Origin of the sequence: Rhizobium phaseoli, assembly GCF_010668805.1 — a bacterium.
GTDB classification, from domain to species: domain Bacteria; phylum Pseudomonadota; class Alphaproteobacteria; order Rhizobiales; family Rhizobiaceae; genus Rhizobium; species Rhizobium phaseoli_A.
Genome location: NZ_WUFT01000010.1, coordinates 101,126 through 124,341 on the forward strand (window position 1 = coordinate 101,126; position 23,216 = coordinate 124,341).

The 23,216-nt window shown below is 61.9% G+C and carries 24 protein-coding genes; 13 read left to right on the forward strand and 11 right to left on the reverse strand.

The features are described from left to right. Positions 1-90 precede the first annotated feature (90 nt). Positions 91-999, reverse strand: a complete 909-nt coding sequence (locus GR197_RS17070; RefSeq protein WP_164011532.1) for an AraC family transcriptional regulator — start codon at positions 997-999, stop codon at positions 91-93. A 218-nt stretch (positions 1,000-1,217) separates the two neighbouring features. Between GR197_RS17070 and GR197_RS17075 the strand changes: the two genes are divergently transcribed. Beyond that, entirely contained in the window at positions 1,218-2,264 is a 1,047-nt protein-coding gene (locus GR197_RS17075; RefSeq protein WP_003593509.1) for an NAD(P)-dependent alcohol dehydrogenase, read from the forward strand. A 180-nt stretch (positions 2,265-2,444) separates the two neighbouring features. On the opposite strand, the gene GR197_RS17080 is transcribed toward GR197_RS17075, so the two are convergent. The 4 genes from GR197_RS17080 to GR197_RS17095 form a co-directional block, all read right to left on the reverse strand. Next, a complete protein-coding gene (locus GR197_RS17080; protein WP_164011534.1) occupies positions 2,445-4,400 on the reverse strand; it encodes an elongation factor G in 1,956 nt (651 codons plus the stop codon). A 373-nt stretch (positions 4,401-4,773) separates the two neighbouring features. Continuing rightward, positions 4,774-6,039 carry an NAD(P)/FAD-dependent oxidoreductase gene (locus GR197_RS17085; RefSeq protein ID WP_164011536.1) on the reverse strand — a complete coding sequence of 422 codons (1,266 nt, stop codon included), beginning with the start codon at positions 6,037-6,039 and terminating at the stop codon, positions 4,774-4,776. A gap of 339 nt (positions 6,040-6,378) precedes the next feature. Further along, a complete protein-coding gene (locus GR197_RS17090) occupies positions 6,379-6,897 on the reverse strand; it encodes a BA14K family protein (protein ID WP_164011538.1) in 519 nt (172 codons plus the stop codon). A 144-nt stretch (positions 6,898-7,041) separates the two neighbouring features. After that, positions 7,042-7,506, reverse strand: a complete 465-nt coding sequence (locus GR197_RS17095) for an Lrp/AsnC family transcriptional regulator (RefSeq protein WP_164011540.1) — start codon at positions 7,504-7,506, stop codon at positions 7,042-7,044. Positions 7,507-7,661: 155 nt separating this feature from the next. On the opposite strand from GR197_RS17095, the gene GR197_RS17100 reads away from it, so the two are divergent. The 4 genes from GR197_RS17100 to GR197_RS17115 all read left to right on the forward strand — a co-directional run bounded on the left by GR197_RS17100 (position 7,662) and on the right by GR197_RS17115 (position 11,528). Beyond that, positions 7,662-8,381: an aspartate/glutamate racemase family protein gene (locus tag GR197_RS17100; protein WP_164011542.1), complete on the forward strand. Its 720-nt coding sequence runs from the start codon at positions 7,662-7,664 to the stop codon at positions 8,379-8,381. Between the two features lie 234 nt (positions 8,382-8,615). Next, positions 8,616-9,533: a bifunctional helix-turn-helix transcriptional regulator/GNAT family N-acetyltransferase gene (locus GR197_RS17105; RefSeq protein ID WP_164011544.1), complete on the forward strand. Its 918-nt coding sequence runs from the start codon at positions 8,616-8,618 to the stop codon at positions 9,531-9,533. Positions 9,534-9,593: 60 nt separating this feature from the next. Continuing rightward, positions 9,594-10,211 carry a TetR/AcrR family transcriptional regulator gene (locus GR197_RS17110; protein ID WP_164011546.1) on the forward strand — a complete coding sequence of 206 codons (618 nt, stop codon included), beginning with the start codon at positions 9,594-9,596 and terminating at the stop codon, positions 10,209-10,211. A gap of 108 nt (positions 10,212-10,319) precedes the next feature. Continuing rightward, positions 10,320-11,528, forward strand: coding sequence for an MFS transporter (locus GR197_RS17115; RefSeq protein WP_164011549.1), 1,209 nt, complete (start codon positions 10,320-10,322; stop codon positions 11,526-11,528). Between the two features lie 6 nt (positions 11,529-11,534). Here GR197_RS17115 and GR197_RS17120 read toward each other — a convergent pair whose 3' ends face one another. Further along, complete coding sequence (locus tag GR197_RS17120) at positions 11,535-11,951, reverse strand: winged helix-turn-helix transcriptional regulator (protein WP_164011551.1); 417 nt, start codon at positions 11,949-11,951, stop codon at positions 11,535-11,537. A 123-nt stretch (positions 11,952-12,074) separates the two neighbouring features. Between GR197_RS17120 and GR197_RS17125 the strand changes: the two genes are divergently transcribed. Next, the gene (locus GR197_RS17125; RefSeq protein WP_164011553.1) at positions 12,075-12,980 is read left to right on the forward strand and encodes an SDR family oxidoreductase; all 906 of its coding nucleotides are present in this window, start codon (positions 12,075-12,077) and stop codon (positions 12,978-12,980) included. A gap of 228 nt (positions 12,981-13,208) precedes the next feature. On the opposite strand, the gene GR197_RS17130 is transcribed toward GR197_RS17125, so the two are convergent. Continuing rightward, positions 13,209-13,961: a pyridoxine 5'-phosphate synthase gene (locus GR197_RS17130; RefSeq protein WP_164011555.1), complete on the reverse strand. Its 753-nt coding sequence runs from the start codon at positions 13,959-13,961 to the stop codon at positions 13,209-13,211. Positions 13,962-14,404: 443 nt separating this feature from the next. Between GR197_RS17130 and GR197_RS17135 the strand changes: the two genes are divergently transcribed. After that, on the forward strand, positions 14,405-15,097 hold the full coding sequence (locus GR197_RS17135; RefSeq protein ID WP_164011558.1) for a MerR family transcriptional regulator: 693 nt from the start codon (positions 14,405-14,407) through the stop codon (positions 15,095-15,097). 124 nt (positions 15,098-15,221) lie between these two features. Here GR197_RS17135 and GR197_RS17140 read toward each other — a convergent pair whose 3' ends face one another. Beyond that, a complete protein-coding gene (locus GR197_RS17140) occupies positions 15,222-16,349 on the reverse strand; it encodes an ATP-dependent DNA helicase (protein ID WP_164011560.1) in 1,128 nt (375 codons plus the stop codon). A gap of 70 nt (positions 16,350-16,419) precedes the next feature. Then, entirely contained in the window at positions 16,420-17,346 is a 927-nt protein-coding gene (locus tag GR197_RS17145) for a LysR family transcriptional regulator (protein WP_164011562.1), read from the reverse strand. Positions 17,347-17,477: 131 nt separating this feature from the next. On the opposite strand from GR197_RS17145, the gene GR197_RS17150 reads away from it, so the two are divergent. The 4 genes from GR197_RS17150 to GR197_RS17165 all read left to right on the forward strand — a co-directional run bounded on the left by GR197_RS17150 (position 17,478) and on the right by GR197_RS17165 (position 20,951). After that, entirely contained in the window at positions 17,478-17,957 is a 480-nt protein-coding gene (locus GR197_RS17150; RefSeq protein ID WP_003593481.1) for a carboxymuconolactone decarboxylase family protein, read from the forward strand. A 68-nt stretch (positions 17,958-18,025) separates the two neighbouring features. Further along, positions 18,026-18,781 carry an SDR family oxidoreductase gene (locus GR197_RS17155; RefSeq protein WP_164011564.1) on the forward strand — a complete coding sequence of 252 codons (756 nt, stop codon included), beginning with the start codon at positions 18,026-18,028 and terminating at the stop codon, positions 18,779-18,781. Positions 18,782-18,842: 61 nt separating this feature from the next. Continuing rightward, positions 18,843-19,262, forward strand: coding sequence for a cupin domain-containing protein (locus tag GR197_RS17160; protein ID WP_164011566.1), 420 nt, complete (start codon positions 18,843-18,845; stop codon positions 19,260-19,262). A gap of 207 nt (positions 19,263-19,469) precedes the next feature. Beyond that, positions 19,470-20,951 (forward strand): mechanosensitive ion channel family protein, encoded by a 1,482-nt coding sequence (locus tag GR197_RS17165; protein WP_164011569.1) that lies wholly within the window; start codon positions 19,470-19,472, stop codon positions 20,949-20,951. 106 nt (positions 20,952-21,057) lie between these two features. Here GR197_RS17165 and GR197_RS17170 read toward each other — a convergent pair whose 3' ends face one another. Both GR197_RS17170 and GR197_RS17175 read right to left on the reverse strand, forming a co-directional pair. After that, a complete protein-coding gene (locus GR197_RS17170; RefSeq protein WP_164011571.1) occupies positions 21,058-21,546 on the reverse strand; it encodes an RrF2 family transcriptional regulator in 489 nt (162 codons plus the stop codon). 114 nt (positions 21,547-21,660) lie between these two features. Next, positions 21,661-22,239, reverse strand: a complete 579-nt coding sequence (locus GR197_RS17175) for a MarR family winged helix-turn-helix transcriptional regulator (RefSeq protein ID WP_164011573.1) — start codon at positions 22,237-22,239, stop codon at positions 21,661-21,663. A gap of 136 nt (positions 22,240-22,375) precedes the next feature. On the opposite strand from GR197_RS17175, the gene GR197_RS17180 reads away from it, so the two are divergent. Further along, complete coding sequence (locus tag GR197_RS17180; RefSeq protein ID WP_164011575.1) at positions 22,376-22,711, forward strand: cupin domain-containing protein; 336 nt, start codon at positions 22,376-22,378, stop codon at positions 22,709-22,711. 48 nt (positions 22,712-22,759) lie between these two features. Beyond that, positions 22,760-23,176, forward strand: coding sequence for a VOC family protein (locus GR197_RS17185; protein WP_164011577.1), 417 nt, complete (start codon positions 22,760-22,762; stop codon positions 23,174-23,176). Positions 23,177-23,216: the final 40 nt, after the last annotated feature.

A 23,216-nucleotide genomic window follows, 5' to 3' on the forward strand; every position in this document is an offset into this window, starting at 1 on the left:
CGGTGCCTGCTTGATTGATAGCACCAGCCTAACCGGGAATCGTCAAACATCCTTTAATGGCCGGATGGCGCCGCCGGACGTTCTTGAACGCTATTCCGCCGCCATGATCTCGCGCCCGCCGTCGACATCGCGGGCCGGCGAGGCCCCATAAAGACGGCTGTATTCGCGGCTGAACTGCGACGGGCTCTGATAGCCGACGCGGTGGCCGGCCGTGCCGGCGTCGAGCCGCTCGACGAACATCAGCCGACGTGCTTCATGCAAGCGAAGCTGCTTCTGATACTGCACCGGCGTCATTGCCGTGACCGATTTGAAATGGTGATGGAAGGACGAGACACTCATGTTCACGCGGTCGGCAAGGTCCTCGATGCGCAGCGGCCGCGCGAAATTCTCCTTCAGCCAGGAGACGGCGCGCGCGATCCTGTTGCTGTGGCTGTCAGCCGTGGCGATGTTGATCAGCCGAGCGCCGTGCGGCCCGGTCAGCACCCGGTAGAGGATTTCCTGCTCGATCAGCGGCGCCATGGCAGGAATGTCGCCTGGACGATCGAGCAAGCGCAGCAGGCGGACGGCGGCATCCATCAATTCCGGCGGCGCGACGTTCACCACCATGCCGCGCTGCCCGTCGGTATGGGCGGCCGGGCGCGGAATATCGATGCGGCTGAGCAGCTCCAGAAGCTTTTCGGAATCGATTGCCAGCCCCAGGCAGAGATGCGGAACCTCAGGGCTCGCTTCCGTGACCCGCCAGGCGACAGGCAGGTCGAGCGAGGTCAGCAGATAATCCCCGGTGCCGTAGCTGATCTGTTCCGTGCCGAGCTGCAGGCTCTTGGCTCCCTGCAGCACGAAGGCAAAACAGGGCCGGTAGCTGCTGTGCAAGGGATCGCTGGGCCTGGACCGGCGGCTGACATGAAGATTGCCGATTGAAGTGGAGAACTCACCGTCGTGAGGCGCAAAGCGCATCGCGATATCGACGATCTCCTGATAGGGGCTGAAGGGCAAAGTCATGCGGCAACTCTCTCTGTCAGCTGTCTGACTGTCAGCTGTCTGGCGCGGGCGATATCGCCCTTATCTAGAGTGTCTTTGCCATTTCGCAAACAGCCGGGCGCCTGACTTTTGCAGGATCGTGCAAGAAGCTGAGAGGATCACTCTAACGCCCTTGCCAGCATCCGGGCAATAGTCCGCCATCCCGCTCAACCCCTCCCAACCCCAAAAGGAAGCATCAGATGGCTATCGCAAAAGGCTATGCCGCTACCGACGCGTCGCAACCGCTGACCCCCTTCACCTTCGAGCGCCGCGAACCCAATGATGACGACGTCGTCATCGCAGTTCAATATTGCGGCGTCTGCCACTCCGACATTCACCAGGCCCGCAACGAGTGGGGCAATTCCATTTTCCCGATGGTACCGGGCCACGAGGTCGCCGGCGTCGTTTCCGCCGTCGGCTCCAAGGTCACGAAATTCAAGGTCGGCGACCGCGTCGGCGTCGGCTGCTTCGTCGATTCCTGCGTCGGCTGCGCTACGCGTGACCTGGATTACGAGCACTACATGCCGGGCCTCGTCCCGACCTATAACGGCTATGAAGCGGATGGCACGACCCCGACCTTCGGCGGCTACTCCGACTCGATCGTCGTCAAGGAAGGTTATGTGCTGCGCTTCCCCGACAATATTCCACTCGATTCCGGCGCCCCGCTGCTTTGCGCCGGCATCACGCTTTATTCGCCGCTCGCGCATTGGAAAGCCGGTCCCGGCAAGAAGATTGCGATCGTCGGCATGGGCGGCCTCGGCCACATGGGCGTGAAGATCGGTGCTGCCATGGGCGCCGACATCACCGTCCTCTCCCAATCGCTGTCGAAGAAGGAAGACGGCCTCAAGCTCGGCGCCAAGGACTATTATGCAACGAGCGACGCCGAGACCTTCACCAAACTCGCCGGCACCTTCGACCTGATCATCAACACGGTCGGCACCACAATCGACTGGAACGCCTATCTCAACCTGTTGAAGTCTGATGGCACGATGGTTCTGGTCGGCGTTCCCGAGCACCCGGTTCCGGTCCACGCCTTCTCGGTCATCGGCGGGCGCAAGAGCCTGGCGGGCTCGATGATCGGCTCGATCAAGGAAACCCAGGAAATGCTCGACTTCTGCGGCAAACACAACATCGTCTCCGAGATCGAGAAGATCGACATCCAGAATATCAACGAAGCCTATGAGCGGGTCGTCAAGAGCGACGTCCGCTATCGCTTCGTCATCGATATTGCCTCGCTGTCGGCTTGAAGAATGAAAGGCGGCTCCTTCGGGGGCCGCCTTTTTTTGATAACGGCATACTCCACCGGCCCTCATGCTGAGGTGCGATCCAAAGGATCGCCTCGAAGCATCATCCGCCAACGCCGCTTCTACCGCCACTTCAGAGCGCCCGCCCCCTGCTTCGAGGCTCCGGCCTTCGGCCTGCGCACCTCAGCATGAGGCTCTCGTGGACTGCAGCCGCAACAGATATTCCACCGGGTTGAACGGATCAGGCCCCGAACGCAGACGCAGGCGCGGCGGCCTTGATATCGGGGCGTAGTGATCGAAAGCGGTTTCCATCGTCCCTGCCCCGCTCGTCAGGCCCGGCAATTGCTGCTGGACGCTTTGAACCATCTGAGACGCCAGAGCGCCTTCGAGCCGCGCCACGCCATCGGCGATCACGGAATGCGACGTCGCCGCAGCGGACTTCGCCAGCAGAGTGAGCACGCTGCTCAGGCTCTCGACGGGCGCTTCCAGGTGAAAGCGGTCGAAAGGTTCGCAGACGGCCGTTTGCGCAGCCGAGAGTGCCGTTGCCAGCACCCAGGGCGTCAACTGCCGAAAATCGGCAGCGGTGCTTGCGGGCGAACTGTGCCGCGCCGCCGTCATCGCCACATGGCAATCGATGACCTGCCAGCCGAAAATGCCCTGCTTCAGCGCCTCGAACACGGTTTCCTCGACCGCCCGGTAAAAGGCGACGGGCATCTGGCCGACCTCCACCTCCAGCGCGAAGCTGTTGCCCGAGCCGGCAGGGCGCGGCTCGACGCGCAGGCCGATAGTGGCGAGAAACGGATTCGGTTCCTTGAAGAGGATCTGCAGGCCGGCCCCGCTGCCGACGGGTCTTTCGACTAGGATGACCGTGCTTTCCTCGAAACCCGCCTCGAGGCCGAAATCCGTCAGCAGCGTCGATTGGATCACTTCCTTCTGCACCTCGCCATAGAGCGACACGAAGACTTCATTCGTCTCCTCGGTCCTGCGCAGATTGATCAGCGGATCCTGCTCGGCCATCTGGTTCAGCGCCAACCAAAGCGCCGCGCTGTCCGAGAGCCGTCGGGCAAGCACGCGTGTTTCGAGCGTCGGCGGGGCAAAGTAAGCCCGCCCGCCCAAGGCCGGATTGCTGCCCACCGCATCGCCGATCCGGGCACCGGCAAGGCCGCTGACGCAGGCGATCTGACCGGCGCAGAAGCTCGCGGCGCCATGGCTGCGGCCGGCCTCGAACACGTGGATTGCAGTCACCCGTTCCTCGCCCCCGGGCAGATCCAGATATTGCCGCAGCCGCACGGTGCCCGAAGTCAGGTAGAGATAGGCGAGCTTTTCGCCGCCCCAGCCGCGCTCGATCTTGAAGGCCTTGCCGGCGACCGGCCCGTCCGGATCAAGCCGCCGCTCGGGCAACAAAGTCGCGATAGCAGAGCTAAGCGCCGGCACGCCGGCGCCGGTCATGGCCGCTCCTGCGAAAACGGGATGCACCAAGCCCCTTGCCACCTGATCAGCCAGACTGCGCCCGAGCCTTTCCCTGGTCAGCCGTTCTGGGGCGAGCACATAATCGTCGAGCAGCGCTTGGTCGTTCTCGCCGAGCGCTTCGCAGAGCGCCGAAAAAAGCGGCTCGTCTCCCGGCGCCAGAGCCTCCACCCGGGCAAGCTTGCTGCCGGCATCGATGACGGAGGACATGGCGATGGGACGCACCGCCAGTTGCGCGGCAAGGGCCTCCGTCACTTCCCGGTACCGCGCGCCTAGACGATCGACCTTGTTGACGAAGAAGACGAAGGGAACGCCGAGCCGCCGCAGCGCCCGCACCAGCACACGCGTCTGCGCCTGGACGCCTTCGACCGCCGAAACGACGACGACCGCCGCATCTAGCAACCCAAGCACCCGCTCGACCTCGGCGATGAAATCGGGGTGACCGGGCGTGTCGATCAGATTGACGGTCCTGTCGCCGATCGCAAACGACACCACCGCGGCCCTGATCGTGATGCCGCGTTGCCGCTCGAGTTCGAGTGTATCCGTCTGTGTATTGCCGGTATCGACGCTGCCAAGCTTGTCGATAACGCCGGCGTCAAAAAGCAGTCTTTCGGTAAGGCTAGTCTTGCCTGCATCCACATGGGCGAGGATGCCCAGATTCAAAGTGCGCATGAACCACCAACTTCTCAGAAATTCGGATGTGATTTTCGTGAGAAGTGAGTCGGCGCATTGGAACCTCTATCCGTTGATACGGCTGGATGCGACGCCCCAGGTGGTGGTTGGGGGAAGCGCGCGGGATTCTAAGGCGGTATGGGGAGATGTGTCAAGCGTGGGTACTACCGCTTTGCGGGCTCCGGCCGTCGGCGCGTGCGCCCAGGGCACAACGATCAGCCCTCATGGTGAGGAGGCCAGCAGGGCCGTCTCGAACCACGAGGGCGGGTGGCTACATGCCTATATCCCTCGGTGAAACGTCGGTGGCCGGCCTCGTCCTTCGAGGCCCCTTCGGGGCACCTCAGGATGAGGCCGGAGAGACGGCGCAGGACGCCTACCCCTCCTGCCGCATCGTCTCCCGCTGGGTGATCAGCCGGGCGCTGTGCTGGCCGCTGAGATAGATCCACAGCCAGCTCCAGGCGACGGAGAAGCGCGAGCGGGTGCCGATCAGGAAGTAGATGTGGGCAAGGCCCCAGATCCACCAGGCGATCCAGCCCTTCAGCTTGATCCGGCCGAAATCGATGATCGCCGCACTCTGGCCGATCGTCGCCAGACTGCCCTGGTGCCGATAGCGGAAGGGTGCCGGCGCCGATTTTCCCGACAGGCGGGCGCGGATGACCTTGGCGACGTAGCCGCCCTGCTGCTTGGCCGCTGGCGCAATACCCGGCACCGGTTTGCCGTCCTCGCGCATGACGGAAGCGGTGTCGCCGATGACGAAGACATCGGGCAGACCAGGCGCGCTCAGATCCCTCTCGACAACCGCACGCCCAGCCCGGTCGGCGGCAACGCCGAGCCACCGTGCCGCCGGCGAGGCGGTGACACCGGCCGCCCAGACGATCGTCCGGCTGGCGACGAAGGTCTCGCCGATCTTCACGCCGTCGGCGTTGCAGTCGGTCACCGGCCTGCCGAGATGAATCTCGACGCCGAGTTTTTCCAGCGCCGTCTGCGCATAGGCCGAAAGCTCCTCGGCGAAGGCCGGCAGCACCCGCGGGCCGGCCTCGACCAGCACGACGCGGGTCTTGCGCGTATCGATATTGCGGAATTCCTTCGGCAGGGTGAAATGCGCGAGCTCGGCGATGATGCCGGCAAGCTCGACCCCGGTCGGCCCGGCGCCGACAATGGTGAAGGTCAGAAGCGCGTCGCGCACGGCGGGATCGCTCTCCATCTCCGCCTTCTCGAAGGCGAGCAGCACGCGCCGGCGGATCGTTGTCGCATCCTCGAGCGTCTTCAGGCCGGGCGCCACCGGCTCCCATTCGTCATGGCCGAAATAGGCATGCGTTGCTCCGGTCGCCAGCACCAGCGTGTCATAACCGAGAGTCATGCCGCCACGTAGGGAAACCGTCTTGGCAGCGCTGTCGACGCCCATGACCTCGCCGAGCAGCACCGTCACGTCGGGCCGGTCGGCATAGAGACGGCGGATCGGCCAGGCGATCTCCGAGGTGGAAAGAATGGTGGTCGCCACCTGATAGAGCAGTGGTTGGAAAAGATGATGATTGCGCCGGTCAACGAGCGTGACCTTCACGCCTGCACCCTTCAACCCGTTGACGAGCTGCAGCCCGCCAAAACCGCCGCCGACAACGACGACATGATGATCGCTCATGACTTGCCCCTTCTGCGCCATTTCGCTGAAAGCCAATGTGGCCTTTGCCGCAAAGGTTGCAACCGCCTTTTCGGCATGCCTCCCGTGCGCCGATCGCAGTCGAAACGGCATGTCGCGCAAAAGTGCGCAGCGGTTTTGCGAGAGCGGCATGTTGGAAAATCAAAGACCTAAGGCGCGACGAGCGAATCCGAAAGATCGCGACGCGCTTTAGCGCCGAGATTTTCGGCTACTCCAGCAATCCGCCCCCTGCGAAGCTTGTGGAATGGAAGTCAGGCGGAGTTATGCTGCCCAGACCGTAACTTCGGCTGGGCGCTAACACAGGCGTGCCGTTCGAACCAATCAATAGGGACCGGCGCACTGGCGACGGGGTCCGTAATAAGGTTGGAAGGTATTGTCGAACGCCCTGTACGACCGATAGCGCGAATAGCACCACCTCTCGTGGCTGCCGCCTCCATAATAGGCAGTCGAGGCATAGGCCCGATAGGGCCGGCCATAATAGCGGTAACGTGAGCCATAGTAGCGATAAGGCGAACGGTAGTAGCCGTAGGGCGAGTCGTAGCCGTAGGGTGAACCGTAATACGAGCCGTAGTAGGGCTGTGCCAATGCGCCGCCTATGATGGTGCCGACGGCCAAACCGCCCAAAGCCCAGCCCCAGCCTGATCCATGACTATGATGGCCGTAATACCCGCCTCGGTAGTGGCCGCCACCCCAGTGACCGCCATGTCCACGCCATTCCACTTGCTCAATCTGCTGTTGCGTTTCGATTCTGGGTGGGTTGATAGCCGGAAACGCTTGAGCCGGCGTGATGCCGGGGACACTTATGATCAAGCATAACGCGGCGCCGGTTAGCTTTCTCATGACCATTCTCCTCTGCTCCTCCAGGCAGAGAAGATATCTTCCCCTCCCCTGAAACAAAGGTGAACGCAATATGTCGAAAAATGTTCCGTAGAGAGACAAATTAATCGCCATCGATGGCGCTGATCATGCCCCTTCGAATGACGATCACCGGGCGTATCCCACAGGGATCGCCATTCCATGTTTCAATACTTCCATCGAGATCGACGCCGAGACGTCGAAGAGTTCCAGCTTGCGCACGATCTGCTTGTAGATCACGTCGTAATGCTCGACGCGCGGCAGCACGATCTTCAGGATGTAATCGTGATTGCCGGTCAGCCGGTGGGCCTCGACGATTTCAGGAATGTCGGCGATGATCCTGCGGAAGGTTTCCGTCCATTCGTCTGAATGATGCGCTGTCTTGACGAGCGCGAAGACAGTCGTCGGCACGCCCATCCTCTCCCGGTCGAGCACGATGATACGCCGGGCGATATGGCCGCTTTCCTCCAGCCGCTGGATGCGCCGAGAGCAGGCCGACACTGATAGCGCCACACGCTCGGCAAGATCGGTCACGGATATGCCTGCATCCTTTTGCAGCATGTCGAGAATTCGTCTGTCGCGATCATCCAGCATGTGTGTGAAATGAACCTCACGCCTCTTTCTTGCATAGTTTCCCGAAACCACGCAAAATCATATCACGTATTTCACACGGGAGACAAACAACGCAAACACGCCGCGCCGGGATTGCGGCATCATTTTCGAAAGTTCAGGAGCATGGAGACAGGAAGATGGAAACGATAGGTTTGATCGGCGGCATGAGTTTCGAAAGTTCGGCGGTCTACTACCGCCTCGTCAACGAGATGGTGCGCGCCCGCAAAGGCGGCCTCGCCTCAGCCGAGCTCATTCTGCATTCGGTCAACTTCGAGGAGATCGTGGCCCTTCAGAAGGCCGGCGACTGGGAAGGCGCCGCCCGCCGTCTCGGCCAGGTGGCAGCGCGCCTGGAGGCAGCCGGTGCCGGCTGCGTCCTTATTTGCACCAACACCATGCACCTGATCGCCGACCAAGTCGCAGCAAAGATTTCCGTACCGCTGATCCACATCATTGACGAGACGGCGAAATCGCTGCAGGCGGCCGGCCGCAAGCGGCCGCTGCTGCTTGCCACCCGCTACACCATGGAGCATGGCTTCTACGGCGACCGGATGAAGAGCCTCGGTCTCGATATCATGGTGCCCGACGCCGCCGACCGCACCACCGTGCACGACATTATCTTCAACGAGCTCTGCGCCGGCAGGGTGCACGACAGCTCGCGCGAAAAGCTGATCGATATCATCGACCGCGCCGTCGCGCACGGGGCCGACAGCATCATCCTCGGCTGCACCGAAATCTGCCTGATCCTCGATCCCAACCGCCTTCCGCTGCCGGGCTTCGACACCACCACGATACATGCCCGCGCGGCGGTGGATTTCGCGCTCGGCGCGGAGGACGCGGAAACGGAAGAGGCTGCGTGAGGGCAGTCACAATTTAGTTGACTCAGTCAACTAAATGCATGACAAAGTCTCCATCAGGAGATTTTAGTCAACTTGTGCGGACAGTCGCCGACCTCTCTTCCGTCATGCTCGGGCTTGTCCCGAGCATCTGCCTCCGTTCGATAGGGCAGCAGATCCTCGGCACAAGGCCGAGGATGACGCCGAACGAGGAGCGAACCTTATCACGTCTGGCCAGATCTCCATCTGGAGATCACCATGTCCGATATCGCCCTCATCAAAACCGCCCGCGATTTCAACCGCTTCTACACGAATTTCCTCGGCCTCTTGAACAAGGCCTATCTCGACTCCCGCTTCACGCTGACGGATGCCCGCATTCTCTTCGAGATCGGCTCGCAAGAGGGCGTCAGCGCCGCAGCCCTTGTCCGCGACCTTCATCTCGACCCGGCCTATCTCAGCCGCATCCTCAAGCGTTTCCGTGCCGAGGGGCTGATCAAGACCAGTCCGGACCCGGCCGACCTGCGCAGCCAGATCATCAATGTCACCGACCGGGGACGGGAGCAGTTCGAAGAACTCGGCCGGCGCGCCAATGCCCAGATCGCCGCCCGTTTCGACAATCTGGCGATCGGCGAGCCGCAGGCCGTCGTTTCGGCCATGGACACCATCCGCGCCCTGCTCGACTCTGCGGCCAAGCCTGTGCCCGCCGTCATCCGCGCCCACCGGGCCGGCGATATCGGCTGGATCGTACAGAGCCAGGGCCGCTTCTACGCCGAGGAATATGGCTGGGACCTGCGCTTCGAGGCGTTGGTTGCTGACGTTACCGGGAAATTCCTCGCCAATTTCGATCCCGAAAAAGAATATTGCTGGATCGCCGAGCGCGGCGGCATCAATGTCGGTTCGGTCCTTGTCACCAATGGCGGCGACGGCATCGCCAAACTGCGGCTGCTTTATGTCGACAAATCAGCCCGCGGGCTCGGGCTCGGCAAGTTGCTGGTCGACGAATGTATCGGCTTTTGCAGGCAGAAAGGCTACAGCGAGATTCAGCTCTGGACCAACGACATGCTGGAGACCGCCCGCGCCATCTACGTCAAATCAGGCTTCCGCCTTGTCTCCGAGGAGAGACATCGGATGTTCGGCCCGGAGGCCAATGGCCAAAACTGGGCCCTCACCCTCTGACTCGCACTGTCGCAAAAATTTCGCTTGATTTGGAAACGTTCATTTCCTAATTAGGCGAACATGAACGAAACGACTCTCCAACAGAAAACCCGCAGCCGCGGACGCCCGCGGGAATTCGACGCCGAGGCTGCACTCGACGCCGCCCTTCGCGTCTTTTCCGAGCGCGGCTATCATGCTGCCTCGATCAGCGAACTCACAGAAGCCATGGGGCTTGCCGCCGGCAGCGTCTACAAGGCCTTCGGCGACAAGCGCGGCATCTTCCTCGCTGCCTTCGACCGCTACCGCGCCGTGCGCCGCGGCGTGCTCGCAGCCGAACTCGATCGTGTCGAAACCGGCCGCGACAAGCTGCGTGCACTCGTTACCTTCTTTGCCGCCTCCTCGCATGGGCAGATCGGCAGGCAGGGCTGCCTCGTCGTCGGCAGTGCCGGCGATCTCGCCCTCTTCGACGAAGAGGCGGCCGAACGCGTCGCCACCGCCTTCACGAACGACGAGACGCTTCTTTCAGACCTGATCCGCCTCGGCCAGTCCGACGGCTCGATCAAGGCGGATCTCGATATATCGGCGGTAGCACTTGGGCTTCTCTGCCTCACCAAGGGCATGCGCGTCATCGGCAAGACAGGCCGCAGCGGCGAGGAAATGGCTGCCGCTGCCGAAGCTGCCATGAAGATGGTGACCTGACTTTAAGCCACCCTTCCGGAGCGACAGGCCGCTGCATGACCGGAAACGGGTGGCCAGCGGCAATATGACTTGAGAATATTCCTTACAATTTGAATACCGGAGTTTCTGATGAGCATTTCAGCCACCGCGCCTGATAAGGCCATTCCACGGACGCTGTCCCCTTGGCTCACCTTCCTTTTCGCCGCCGCCTGCGGGCTGGTGGCCGCCAATCTCTATTACGGCCAGCCTCTCGCCGGCCCGATCAGCGCCGAACTCGGCTTCACCCCGGCCGCCACCGGCCTGATCGTCACGCTGACGCAGATCGGCTACGGCCTCGGCCTGCTGTTGATCGTGCCGCTCGGCGACCTCACCGAAAACCGCCGGCTGGTGCTGCTGCTGGTTGCCGTCTCCGCTGTTGCGCTGGTCGGCGCGGCGCTGTCTTCGACGCCCACGACTTTCCTCGCCGCCTCGCTCTGCATCGGCCTGTCATCGGTCGCAGTTCAGGTTCTGGTTCCCTTCGCCGCCAACATGGCACCCGATGCGACGCGCGGACAGGTCGTCGGCAATGTCATGAGCGGCCTGCTCTGCGGCATCATGCTGGCCCGCCCCTTCGCAAGCTTCGTCGCCGAAGCCTCTTCCTGGCACGTGGTCTATTACGTCACCGCAGCCCTGATGCTCGTGCTTGCCATCGTGCTGCGCGCCAACCTGCCGGTCCGCCGGCCGAAGACGAAGCTGCGCTATGGCGAGTTGCTCGCTTCCATGGGGCAGCTGGCGCTGACTTCGCGCGTGCTGCAGCGCCGGGCGCTTTATCAGGCCGGTATGTTCGGCGCTTTCAGCCTGTTCTGGACGACGACACCGCTGCTGCTCGCAAGCCCGGCCTTCGGCCTGACGCAAAACGGCATCGCTCTCTTCGCCCTCGCCGGCGCCGCCGGCGCCATCGCCTCGCCGATCGCCGGCCGGCTTGCCGATCGCGGCATGACGAAGATCGCCTCGACGCTTGCCATGCTCCTCGGCATGGCTTCCTTCCTGATCAGCCATTTCGCCGCGGACGGCTCGCTTACCGCGCTGATCCTGCTGACGACGGCGGCGATCATGCTCGATTTCGGCGTCACCACCAATCTCGTCTGCGGCCAGCGCGCCATCTATGGCTTGAACCCGGAACATCGCAGCCGGCTCAACGGCCTGTTCATGGCGACATTCTTTGCCGGCGGGGCCCTCGGCTCGGCGGTCGGCGGCTGGGCCTATGCGACCGGCGGCTGGACGATGACCGCCTGGATCGGTTTTGCCTTCCCGGCGCTCGCCTTCCTGCTGTTTCTGACGGAGGGGCGTGGCAAGTAAGACACTCTAGCGATCGGGAGAATCGAAACGCGAACGGGCGGCGCGGACGGCATGATGGTTGGCTTCCGCCCAGTTCAACAGTTGCGACAGCGGCAGGTAGAGCGATCGGCCGAGTTCGGTCATCGAATATTCGACACTCGGAGGCTTGGTCGGGAAGACCTCGCGAGCGATATAACCGTCTCTTTGCAGATCACGCAGCGTCTGTGTCAGCATGCGCTGTGAAATATCGGGGATCATCCGCCGCAGTTCGCCGAACCGACGGGGCTCCGCCGCCAGCACTTCGAGTAGCAGCGTCGACCATTTTCCGCCGATCTGCTGCATCATGTCCCTGACCGGGCAATTGCCAAAATCGAGGCCGGCAAGATCGATCTCGCGCCGTGCCCCCGGCATCCTGTTTTTCAGACTGACGACCGCACCGCTCACACGCTGGTTCCCTTTTGGTAACGTAGGGCCGAAAAACTGCCTCCTTTACATCGCCAAGTCAATTCCTATTCTAGTGTAACTCTCTTTTCGAGACCATCACTGCAACGCAGAAGGAAACGACCTATGAGCGAAACCATCCTGGTCACCGGCGCTGCCGGTCAGCTCGGCCAGCGTGTCATCCATCACCTGATCGAGACCCACAAGGTCGCCCCCGGCAGCATCGTCGCGGCAACCCGCAGCCCCGAAAAGCTCGCCGAACTCGCAAACAAGGGCGTCGTCACCCGCAAGGCCGATTTCGATCACGCCGCCGGCCTGGAGAAGGCTTTCGCCGGGGTCGACCGCCTGCTGATTATCAGCACCGATGCGCTGGATACTCCCGGCAAGCGTCTCGCCCAGCACAAGGCTGCCGTCGCTGCGGCCGTCAAGGCTGGTGTCAAGCACATCGCCTATACTTCGATGCCGGCACCGGACGATTCGCTCGTCACCTTCGCGCCGGATCATCTCGGCAGCGAAAACGCCATCAAGGCAAGCGGCATCGCCCATACGATCATCCGCGACGCCTGGTATCACGACAATTATCTGCACGGCATGCCGCACAGCCTGCAGGGCGGCAAATGGTACAGCGCTACCGGCGACGGCAAGGTCTCCACCATCTCGCGTGACGACTGCGCCCTGGCGATCGCCGCAGCCCTTGCTTCCGGCACGTCAGAAAGCGCCACCTATACGCTGACGGGCGCGGCATCGCTGAACAACAAGCAGATCGCCGCCATCGTCTCCGAAGTCGCCGGCAAGCCGCTCGACGTGGTCGACGTCAATGATGAGCAGCTCGGCCAGGGCATGCGCGGCGCCGGCCTTCCCGGTTTCGTCGCCGACATGCTGGTGTCGGCCGACGCCAACATCCGCGCCGGCAAGTTCGACATCCTCACCGAAGACTTCAACAAGCTGACCGGAAAACAGCCGCAGTCGCTGAAGGATTTCTTCGTCGAGCATAAGGCTGCTTTGACGGCGGCTGGAGGTGGCGCGCACTGACACCTTCGCGGGCATCGGCATGCGTCACCCCCCTCTGCCCTGCCGGGCATCTCCCCCACAAGGGGGAGATTGGATGGGAGCGACGGCTTCTCCCACACAACTAACGCACGTCTACTCCGATACGGTGGAGAGAGAGCGATGATCCAGCCTCCTGCCGATCTCCCTCCTTGTGGGGGATATGCCCGGCAGGGCCGAGGGGGGTGGCCACCCTGAGGGCAAATTGCTTCCTTAAACCGCCTGCCCACACGCCCGACAGAACCGTCGCACCGTCTCGGCCATGCCATATTCCAGCGCATCGGCAGTCAGACCGTGGCCGATCGAGACCTCGGCAAGCTGGGGAATGCGCTTCACAAGCGCCGGCAGGTTTTCGACGGTCAGGTCGTGGCCGGCATTGACGGCAAGGCCGATCGCCAGCGCCGCATCCGCCGTCCGTCCGAGTGCTTCGAGGATCGGGGCCGCTCGCTCCGGCGCGTCGTAACAGCCGCCATAAGGGCCGGTATAAAGTTCGATCCGGTCGGCGCCGACGGCCTTGGCGATCTCGACGGCTTCGGCATCCCCGTCTCCGTCGGCAAACAGCGAGACCCGGCATCCCATCGTCTTCAGCCGCGCGACGGCATCGGTCAGAAATGTCCGATGCTTGCGGAAATCCCAGCCGTGATCCGAGGTCGCCTGGGCGGGATCGTCGGGCACCAGCGTCACCTGCTCCGGTGCCGCCCCGGCGCAGAGTTCGAAGAACTCCTGCGTGGGATAACCTTCGATATTAAACTCGGCCTTCGGGAATTCGTCGTCGATCAGGTTGCGAATGACAGGCAGGTCGGAAAAGCGGATGTGCCGCTGGTCGGGGCGCGGATGCACCGTCAGGCCGCTGGCGCCGGAGGCAAGCGCTAAGCGCCCGAGCGCTTCGACGCTCGGCCAGGGCAAGTCGCGCCGGTTGCGCAGCATGGCAACGGCGTTGAGGTTTACGGAGAGCTTGGCGGGCATGGCTGATATCCATCGGTGCTGAAACAGAGGCCCTGCTTCTAAGCCAAGTGCCGTGAGATGACCAACGAGATTCGCAAATGGATGTGATGCCGATTGCTGATAGGCATCACTGTCGGTGGGTCATTTCCTCCACCCGCGTACCGCAAACAGTAATTCCCGTCACCCCTGAAGACGGTGGGCAGATGCTGCAATGCAGCGCATGTTTTGCTGCAGCACACCCAGAAATCACGTCGTCGCGTTGCTATCCCATTTAAAAGAGATTACTTTTAGCACTTATAAAAAAGATCGTTCACGCATAACGTGGACATTGTATCGCGTAAACGTAAGCCGCTTACTGCTTCTTTCCCAATGACAAGAACGCCCAGAGGAAAACCCCACTCACCGCGCCTGGGAAGCAACTGGCAAATCCGCATGAGGTGCAACACTATGCCCTAGGAGGGTTCATGCCAGACGGTTCCAAACGCCTGTTTGCTGCCGCCGGTATCGCTTCGGAGGCCCGGTCCAAATACCGGTTCCTGCCTTCGGCCGCGCTGCCGCCGGATCTACCGGATGGTCCGGTGCCTATTGCCGACATGGCCAACGCATTCGGCGTTACGCACAGGACACTGCATTTCTACGAAGAGAAGGGGTTGATTTCGGCCAATCGCATCGGTCTGATGCGGGTCTACGGACAAGACGATGTGATGCGCATGGCGGTCATCACCGTCTGCCGTGAGACCGGAATGCCGATCGCCGTCATCCAGGAGTTGATGGACGAGCTTCGCAAGGCCGAGTCGCAGGAAAGAGCCGAGGCGATGTTCCGCGAAGCACTGCAAGTGCGCAAACGCGAGCTGACGGCTGAGATGTCGACGCTGCATCGCCAGCTCCAGCAGGTCGGCGACCTCCTGGATTACGACGCCAGTGTCGAAGAGCCGCCATTGAACGATAACCAGGACAGCGCAAGCCTGACCCCGCAGGAGCGGCAGTGCTTGGAGCTGATGGCGGAGGGTTATTCCACCCAGCGAATCGCCCGGGCGCTCGACCTGAAACATGACGAAACCAGGGATCTCGAAGCCGCAATCATCCTGAAATTCCGCGCCAACAACCGCTTCCAGGCGATCGCCAAAGCTGTTCTGCTCGGCATCGTCCAAGCATAACCCGCGTGCAAGCCTGACGCACGCCACGTGCAAGCCCGACGCACGCCGCGTGCAAGCTTGCACGCATCATTCCCGACGGCCGCCACCGTCGACTCCTCGCCCAATATCCGAGGCGCGATCGAGGTCAGCGCACGATCGTCAGCGTCTCCGCTGCGCGCGTGATCGCGGTATAAAGCCAGCGTTCGCGCGTATCGCGAAAGGCCCAGCTCTCGTCGAAGAGCACGACGTCGTTCCATTGCGAGCCCTGCGCCTTGTGAACGGTCAGCGCATAGCCATAGTCGAACTCGTCGTAGCGCTTGCGGGTGTTCCAGGGAATCTCGCCTTCGACATCCTCGAAGGCCTGTTTCAAGAGCTTGATCTTGGCAGCCCCCCGATCCATGTCGTCATCCTCAGGCCGGACCAGCAGATTGATGCCGGGCTTCGTCGTTTCCTTGGACGAGGTCATCACCTGCCAGAGCGAGCCGTTGAGCAGGCCCTTGGCCGGATCGTTGCGGAGACAGACGAGCTTGTCGCCGGTCTGCGGATATTCGGCATTGAAGCCTTTCAGCTCGCGCAGGCGCTGATTGTAGCGCCGCCGAGTCTTGTTGGTGCCGACGAGCACCTGGTCGGCATCGAGCACCAGTTGCTGCGTCACCTCGTTTTTCGAGATCACCTTGGCCGTGCCGTAATCGCCGTACATCACCTCCTTGCCCTCACGCACCTGCATGGCGAGCTTGATGATCGGATTATCGCGCGCCTGGCGATGGATATCGGTCAGCAGGTAATCCGGATCCTGATTGGTGAAGTAACCGCCGCCGGTCACCGGCGGCAGCTGGCCGGGATCGCCGAGCACCAGGATCGGCGTGCCGAAGCTCATCAGATCCTTGCCGAGCGCCTCGTCGACCATCGAGCATTCGTCGACGATGATCAGCGCCGCCTTGGCGACCGGGCTTTGCCGGTTGATCGAAAACATCGGTGCGATCGAGGTCTTGCCGGTTTCTTCGTCCTCCACCGCTTCCTCACCGCGCGGTCGGTAGATCAGCGAATGGATCGTCCGGGCGTTGGAGGCGCCGCGCGAACGCAGCACTTGCGCGGCCTTGCCGGTAAAGGCGGCAAACAGTACGTCGCCGTCGACATTCTCGGCGAAATGCTTGGCGAGCGTCGTCTTGCCCGTTCCGGCATAGCCGAACAGGCGAAAGAGCGGCGAGCGCCCTTCATTCAGCCATTTCGAAACAGCCTTGAGGGCTTCGTCTTGTTGCGGCGCAAATTGCATGATCGGACGACTTGGCAGGATTCGCAGGCGTTAGGCAAGGCGGAAAACCGCAAATCGCCCGGTGAGACAATCATCCGTTCTGTTGCCAGCCCATGCCGCTCGCGCACATCGACGGATCCCGCCCGATGGCATCGGTCAGAAAATCCAGAACCGTCTTGACGCGCAGCGGCATGTTGCGCCTCGAGGGATAGACGACCGTGATCGGCAGCCGGCTCGGCTGAAAATCCTCCATCACGGGGATCAGGCGGCCTGCGGCGATATCGGGCACGGCAATGATATGGGAGAGCACCGCCAGGCCCGCGCCGGCAAGGGCGGCTCGGTGAATGGCGACGGCACTGCAGGCGGTCAGCCGCGGCGAGATCCGAACCGAAATGTCTTCGGAACCGTTGGAGAACGACCATGTCGCGGCATCGCCCGCCCTGTTGTAACACAGGCATTCATGGTCCTTGATGTCCTTCGGCGTGCGCGGCGCCGCCTTGCGCGCGAGATAGGCGGGCGATGCGACGAGGAAGGCCGTCGTCCAGCCGATCCGGCGGCAGACGAGACTGCTGTCGGCGACGGAGCCGAGCCGCACTTCGAGGTCGAGGCGCTCCTCGATCATATCGGAGCTTTGCTCCCTGAAGAGCAGTTCGACCGAAAGTTTGGGATGGGCAGCAAGAAGATCGCCCAGCCGTTCGCTGAGATAGAGGCCGAGCGGCGCCGGAACGCTGAGCCTGACCTTGCCGGAAGCCATAGCTCCGTCCGGTCCAGTGGCATCGCCGAGCTCCTCCACCGCTTCGAGAATCCTCAGCGCCATCGGCAGCATCCGCTCCCCCTCCGCCGTCAGCGACAGCCCGCTCGTCGTTCGGTGCAGGAGGCGGGTGTTGAAATGGCCTTCAAGGGCTGCGACCTGCCGCGAGACCGCCGGCTGCGTCACGTCGAGATCGTGTGCCGCCGCCGAAAACGAGCCCGTCTCCACGACGCGCTGGAAGGTCCGTAATGCCGAAACGATATCCATCCCCGCCCCTCATACTTTTGCGCATAGGCTTTATGCAGCCAAACTAGGCTGGAATGGCTTTACAGTCCAGAAATTACGGATATTTTTTATCCATAAGGATACTAAATATCCTTAATTAAAGGAGAGACGACATGACCCAGCGATTGAACTACGCCCAGCAGTCCCCAGAGCTTTTCAAGAAGTTCATGGAATTCAGCATGGCATTGCGCAGCAGCGTGATCGACGAGAAGCTTCAGGCCCTCATCGAGATCCGCGCTTCGCAGATCAATGGATGCGGCTTCTGCCTCGACATGCATGTGAAGCAGGCGAAGATCCACGGCGAGACCGAACTGCGGCTTCATCACGTCGCCATCTGGCGGGAATCGAACCTGTTCGTCCCGCGCGAGCGCGCCGCTCTTGCCTGGACTGAAGCGCTGACGAAGCTTCCCGAGGGAGGCATTCCCGACGAGATTTACGAACGGGTTCGCGGCCAGCTTTCCGAAAAGGAAATCTCCGACCTGACCTTCGTCGTCATGGCCATCAATGCCTGGAACCGCGTCAATGTCGGCTTCAAGACGGTCCCCGGCTCGGCCGACAAAGCCTATGGCCTCGACAAGGCTGGCCTGAACTAAACCTCACAATTCATTGAGAAGATTCACCTTTGACGCTGCCGCATGCCGGCAGCGAACGGAGAACTGTTATGAAAATCGTTGTCATCGGCGGAACCGGCCTCATCGGTTCAAAAACTGTCGAACGCCTGCGCCAGAAGGGACATGAGGTGATTGCCGCCTCGCCGAACTCCGGCGTCAATACGATCACGGGAGAAGGACTGGCAGCGGCGCTCGAGGGCGCGGAAGTCGTGCTCGATCTTGCCAATTCGCCCTCCTTCGAGGACAAGGCGGTGCTCGAATTCTTCGAAACCTCGGGGCGCAATCTTCTCGCCGCCGAGAAAGTCGCCGGCGTGAAGCACCATATCGCGCTCTCCGTCGTGGGCACCGAGCGGCTGCAGGATAGCGGCTATTTCCGAGGCAAGCTTGCCCAGGAAAAGCTGATCAAAGCGTCGGGCATTCCCTATACGATCGTGCATTCGACGCAGTTCATGGAATTCCTCGGCGGCATCGCCCAATCCGGCACCGTCGGCCAGACGGTCCACCTGTCGCCGGCCTATGTGCAGCCGATCGCCTCCGACGATGTCGCCGACGCCATGGCTGAGGTGGCGCTTTCTCCGGCCGTCAACGCCACGATCGAGATATCAGGGCCGGAACGGGCGCGGCTCAGCGAACTCGTCGGCCGATATCTGAAGGCGATGAAGGACCCAAGAACCGTCGAAGCCGACCCGGAAGCCAAATATTTCGGCGTCCGACTCAACGACCAGTCGCTGGTTTCCGACGACAACCCGCGGCTCGGCTCGATCACCTTCGAACAATGGTTCGCAAAATCCGCCCAGCCTAAGTGATCTGCGCCAAGACGCGACCGTTCAGGCGCGTCCTGCTCATCCAAGCAACATGGAGATTCCAATGATCAGAGCATCAGTCCTCGCCGCCGTGGCCCTCGGCTTTCTGACGGCCACCGGCGCCACCGCCCACGACAACAGCAAGTCTGCGAAGGTCACCCTCGTCTATGAGCACGAACTTCCGAACGTGCCGGGCAAGAGCATCAAGGGCGTGCTGGTCGAATATGGCCCGGGCGGCTTCTCCGAAGGCCACACCCATCCCGACTCGGCCTTCATCTACGCCACCGTGCTCGAAGGCGCGATCCGCAGTCAGGTCAATGACGGTCCGGTCAAGGTCTATCATGCCGGCGAGAGTTTCTCCGAAATGCCGGGCGACCGCCACGGCGTCAGCGCCAACGGCAGCGATACGAAGCCCGCCCGCCTGCTCGCCGTCTTCGTCGTCGACACCAAGCAGAAAGAGTTGACCTTCCCGCTGAACAAGTGACGGTCTGTTCACACCGTCCGCGCAAGAACAGGATGATTTTAGGCCGACTCGGCCTAAAATCTGAATCCTGTTCTAAATTAAAGAGTTAGAGCATGATGCCGCCCGAAAACCGTTCACACTTTTCGGCATCATGCTCTGGGCTTCGATGCTTGCGCGGGCGGCCAACATGCTGAATCATGTGCCGCCCGCCATTCCGGAGATTGATAGATGATTCACGACGCGCTCTTCGGCAAGCCTTTGATATCCCTCGTTACAGTCGGCCTTGCCGGTATGGTCGTCTGGTACCTCCTGTCCCGCCAACGGCCGACGATGCGGCTGGTGGTGCAGATCCTCTTCTTTGGCCTGATGACGCTGATCGTCGTCGGCAGCGGCATCGAACCCCACCGGTTTTTGGGGTATCAGTCCGAGGACCCGCAGGCGCTGCTCGTCGTCCTGGCGAAATCGCTCTGGTGGGTCCATCTGGCATGGGCCGTCATCGGTTTCATCAGGCTCTATCTGGTGCTGGAGGGCAGCCCGCGGGAGGCCCGCCTGCTCCAGGATCTCGTCATCGGCGTCGTCTATATCGGCATGGCGCTGTCGATCCTGGCCTTTGTCTTCGGCGTGCCGATCGGAACGCTGGTCGCCACTTCGGGCGTCGTCGCGATCATTCTCGGCCTCGCGCTTCAGAGTACGCTGGCCGACGTCTTCTCCGGCATCGCGCTGACCCTCGGCCGGCCATACATCATCGGCGACTGGATTCTTTTGAGCGACGGCACGGAGGGACGCGTCGTCGAAAGCAACTGGCGCGCCACCCATATCCTGACCGGCGCAAACAACGTCGTCGTTCTGCCGAACAGCTTTCTGGCGAAGCTCGCCCTGACGAATGTCAGCCGTCCGGACGAGAGCCATTTGCTGATCCTGCCCATCCGCATCGCCCCGACCCGGATGCCGGCATCGGTCCGGCAGGTCATGTTGTCGGCACTCGGGAGCTGCAATTCGATCGTGCGCGAACCGCCGCCGGTCGTGGCGCTGAAAGGGCTGGATGCAACGGCCGTCGAAATCGAGCTGCAGTTCCGGGTATCGAGCCCGAGCCAACGCATCCCCGCAAGGAACGAGGTGCTCGATCTCGTCTATCGCCACTGCAAATCGGCCGGCCTGCTGCTCGCCATCCCGGCGGCGGCGGCGGTCCTGACATCGGAACTGCCGAGCGAGGAAACCGCGCGGCCGCCTCGTGTGACCCCACTCGAACTGATCGAGGCCATCCCGATCTTTGCGGCGCTGACATCGGATGAAAAGCGCAAGCTCGCCGAAACGACAGCCGTGCGCGAATTCCGCAAGGGCGACGTGATCGTGCAGGAGGGCGAAATGCTGCCGTCGCTGATGATGGTGCGGGCAGGCATTATCGCAGCGCGGCACGGAGATGACGAACGCGGGCGGCTCGCGCCAGGTGATTTTTTCGGAGAGACCGGACTGCTTGCGGCCATGCAGGAAGTCTGCACCCTGGAGGCTCTGACCGCCGTGACTGTCTATGAAATCGATCAGCAGGCCTTCGCACCGCTGCTGAATGAGCGTCCGGCGCTGGCGGAAGAAATTGCCGAAGACCTCGCTCTCCGCGCGGCGCGATTCCGTGACGATGCCACCTTGCCCGCGGAACCCGCCCACAGCGCGCGCGCCATCCTGAAAACCATCAGGACCATCTTCAGGGCCTAGCGCATCGTGCTTTCGAAAATCGGAATCGATTTTCGGAAAGCACGATGCGCGGATTGAAAGCGTTACAGCGTCCTTTGCGCGACTCACAAGACGCGCAGCGCTGTATTCAGCCGGCGCGCTTGAGAACCCATTCGAAGGTACTCCGCCAAAGCTCGGCCGGCACTTCCTCGGACAAAGTGCCGACCAGATCGGAAAGCCGGACGCGTCGCAGCGTATCCCGCCAGGCCTCGTCGGCTTCCCACATGACGCGGGCGACCGCGCATGGTTTGCTGTCGCAATACCCTTCGGCCCGACAAGGATTGTTCGCCCGGATGTTCGTGCAGGTGAAGCTCAGCGCCTTGCCCTCGACCGCCTCGACGATCTCGAGAAAATTGATCTCAGACGGCGCCCTCGCAAGTCTGTAACCGCCGCTCGGCCCAAGCGTGGTCTCGACGAGCGACGCCTGGGAAAGGCTCTGCAGCGCCTTGGAGAGATATTCCTTCGGCAGACCGTGAAGCTCTGCGAGCGCCTTGGTGGAAAGGTACCTGCCCTCGGGCAGGCCTGCGAGAATGGCGCAGCAATGAAGCGCCCACTCGACCTGGCTTTTCAGGATCATTCAGCAACTCGCATGATGGCTGTTTCAGGATGCGAAATTAAGGATATAAACTATCCGAAAATCGACGCGATGTAAACGACCGGCAAAGCAGCGTGTTGCTGCTTGAGCGGCGATTTAGCTGTCTTCGTCTTCTTTCCCACTGAGCGCCTGGTCATTTTCAATTCCGGCAAGCAGCTTGCGCAGCAGCGCCGCCAACGCGTTGCGCTCGTTCGCATCAAGTGCTTGCAAAAACGCGGATTCGCTCGCCATGTCGGTGCGGAAAGCCTTTTCGGCGAGTGCGGCGCCGGCCTCGGTCAATGCCACCAGCACGCTGCGCCCGTCACGTTGCGATTTTTCGCGGCGGATCAGCCCCGCTCTCTCCAGCCGGTCGAGCCTATGGGTCAGGCCCCCTGAGGAAATCATCAGCGCCGCATACATGTCGGTCGGGGTCAGCCGGTAAGGCGGTCCGGACCGGCGAAGCGTTGCGATCACGTCGAACTCGCCGCGGTCGAGGCCGAAATCGGCAAAGGTCGCCTCGATGCTGGGGCGCACCAGGTTAGACAGCCGAAACGCCCGCCCGAGAATCGCCATCGGCTCCGTATCCAGGTCGGGCAGCTCCAGCCCCCATTGCCGGCGCAGACGGTCGACATGGTCTTCTGCGGACCGAGCCTTGTCCGCGGGGCGATGGTCGTCCCCCTCAATTCCATTCGTCATCTCTGCCTCTTATCACGACAGGCAAAACATACACCTTCCATTCCGGGCGAGGAAGATATCTTGACAAGAAGACAGTTTTCACAATATATCTTCTCGAGAAGATAGTTTAGCAGGCTGCGCAAGCGGGAGGCACGTGATGTTCAGTATTCTTCGCCACCAGGAACCGCGTCCCGATCAGAGCCGGACCATCCGCTTCGAAGGCCGCGATCACGGCGGCGCGGTATCGCTTTTTATCGTCGACAACGAGCCGGGCCAGGGGCCCGACCTGCATGTCCATCCCTATTCCGAGACATGGGCGGTCAGAAAGGGCGAAGCCGAGTTCACCCTGGGTGACACCAAGATCCGCGCCTTTCCCGGCGATATCGTTGTCGCCGACGCCAATATTCCGCATCGTTTCGAGAATATCGGCACCGGACGGCTCGAAGTCGTCTGCATCCATGCGAGCGACACGATCCTGCAGGAGTTTGTCTGAGGCGAGTCGCCCTGAGATAACGGACGACAAGAAAGAGGAGTGACCGCAATGCCCAAGATGATCTTCGTGAACCTGCCGGTAAAAGACATTGCGGCCGCGACCCGCTTTTACCAAGCGATCGGCTGCAGCAAGAACGAACAGTTCAGCGACCACCAGGCATCGAACATGGTCTGGTCCGAGGCCATTATCTTCCACCTGCTGACGCGCGATTACTTCGCCACCTTCACGCCGAAGCCCGTCGCCGAAGCGCAGAAGGCGAGCGAAGTGCTGATCGCCCTGACGATGGACAGCCGCAAAGAGGTGGACGCCATCGTCGAAGCGGCAGCCGGCGCCGGCGGCAGAGCCGATCCGCGCGCGCCGACGGACATGGGCTGGCTCTACAACCGCGCCTTCGAGGATACCGACGGTCATATTTTCGAAGCCGTGTGGGTCGATATGGCGGCGGCATCCATTTCCGGGCAATAGCGCGTTAGGCGCCCGGTGCGACCGGGTTGTACGGCCTGCG